The following is a 2,255-nucleotide window of genomic DNA, read 5'->3' on the forward strand; positions in this document are numbered from 1 at the left end:
CCCGGCTTGCGACTTCACCGTCTTCGGCGGCACCGGCGACCTCGCCCTCCGCAAGCTGCTTCCCGGCCTGTACGAGCGCGAGCGCCAGCGACACCTGCACCCCGACACCCGGATCGTCGGCGTCTCCCGCCATGACCTGGACGACGACGCCTACCGCGACCTGGTGACCCAGGCCCTGTTCGAGCACGTTCCCGAGGACCACCTCGAGGCCGGCGCCGTCCACCGGCTGGTCAGCCGGCTCCACCACCTCGCGCTCGACGCCACCTCCCCCGAGGGGTGGGACCGCCTGCACGGACTACTCAAGGACAACCCGGCGCGGACCGCGGGACCCGACGAGAGCCCGATCCGCGTCTACTACCTCGCCGTCGCCTCCGACCTCTTCGGCCCGATCTGCGGTCGTCTCGACGACCTCGGACTGGTGACCCCCGAATGCCGCGTCGTGCTCGAGAAGCCGATCGGAGCCGACCTCGCCTCCTCCCGCGTCGTCAACGACGCCGTCGGTCGGGTCTTCGAGGAGCGGCAGATCTTCCGCATCGACCACTACCTCGGCAAGGAGAGCGTGCAGAACCTCCTCGTCACCCGCTTCGCGAACACCTTCCTCGAGCCCGTGTGGAACTCCCGGTGGGTCGACCACGTGCAGATCACCGTGTCCGAGACCCTGGGCGTCGCCGGTCGCGGCGAGTACTACGACCGGGCCGGCGCGATGCGCGACATGGTCCAGAACCACCTGCTCCAGCTGCTCTGCCTGGTCGCCATGGAGCCCCCGACGTACGTCGGCGGCGACCCCGTGCGCGACGAGAAGCTCAAGGTGCTGCGCGCCCTGGTGCCGCTCACCGGCGCCGACGTGGACCGCAACACGGTGCGCGGGCAGTACACGACGTACGGGGAGGAGCTCGGGCACCCCAGCACCAGCGAGACCTTCGTCGCGCTGCGCGCCGAGGTGCAGAACTGGCGCTGGGCAGGCGTCCCCTTCTACCTGCGCACCGGCAAGAGGATGGCCCGCCAGGAGTCGACCATCGAGGTCGTCTTCAAGGAGCCGCCGCACGCGATGTTCCCCCACAGCGAGGGCACCACGACTCCCAACCGGCTCACCGTGCGGATGCAGCCCGACGAGGGCATGCAGCTCCACCTGACCGCCAAGCACCCCGGCCCCGGTGGCATCCGGCTGCACCCCGCGTCGCTGGACCTCAGCTACGCCGACACCTTCGACGAGCGGTGCCCCGACCCGTACGAGCGCCTGCTCATGGACGTCATGCGCGGCATCCCCACCCTCTTCATGCGCCGCGACGAGGTCGAGGCCGCGTGGTCCTGGGTGGAACCGATCCTCGACCAGTGGCAGCGCGACGGCGTCGAGCCGGTCCGCTACCACCCCGGCACCAACGGCCCCGCCGCCGCGGCACGGCTGCTGGCGCGCGACGGCCACACCTGGCAGGAGCCCAGCACGTGAACCAGCACATGAACCCACCCCTCCATCCGGTCCTGGACGACGTCACCCGTCGGCTGACCGAGCGCAGCGCACCCACCCGTGCGGCCTACCTCCGGCGAATCCGCGCCGCGGCGGTCCGCGGTCCGGCCCGTGGCCGTCTCGCGTGCGCCAACCTCGCGCACGGCTTCGCCGCCGCCGAGGGATCCGAGAAGACCGAGCTGGCCCGAGGCCAGAAGCCGAACCTCGCGATCATCACCAGCTACAACGACATGCTCTCGGCCCACCAGCCGTACGGCGACTACCCGCCCGTCCTGAAGGACGCCGTCATCCGTGCCGGCGGACTCGCCCAGGTCGCCGGCGGCGTGCCCGCGATGTGCGACGGCGTCACGCAGGGCCGCGACGGCATGCAGCTCTCGCTCTACAGCCGCGACCTGATCGCCATGTCCGCCGCGATCGCGCTCTCTCACGACATGTTCGACGGCGCCCTGCTGCTCGGCGTCTGCGACAAGATCGTGCCCGGCCTGCTGATCGGTGCGCTGTCCTTCGGCCACCTGCCCGCCGTGTGGGTGCCTGCCGGCCCGATGGAGTCGGGACTCCCGAACAAGGAGAAGGCCGCCGTGCGGCAGCTCTTCGCCGAGGGCAAGGTCGGGCGTGAGGAGCTGCTCGAGGCCGAGGCGGCGTCGTACCACTCGCGCGGGACGTGCACCTTCTACGGCACCGCCAACTCCAACCAGCTCCTGATGGAGGTGCTCGGGCTGCACCTGCCGGGCTCGTCCTTCGTCAACCCGGGCACGCCCCTGCGCGAGGCCCTCACCCGCGCCGCCGCGGC

1 protein-coding gene and 1 pseudogene are annotated in these 2,255 nt (G+C 71.3%); both read left to right on the forward strand.

Features of this window, described 5'->3' with window-relative positions:
* On the forward strand, positions 1-1,447 hold a 1,447-nt coding region (gene zwf, locus ACOADB_RS26355; RefSeq protein ID WP_378605992.1), incomplete at its 5' end, for a glucose-6-phosphate dehydrogenase.
* Between the two features lie 53 nt (positions 1,448-1,500).
* A pseudogene (locus ACOADB_RS26360) lies at positions 1,501-2,255 on the forward strand (dihydroxy-acid dehydratase); the annotation flags it as partial.

This window comes from Nocardioides sp. CPCC 206348 (assembly GCF_048654705.1).
Taxonomy (GTDB): domain Bacteria; phylum Actinomycetota; class Actinomycetes; order Propionibacteriales; family Nocardioidaceae; genus Nocardioides.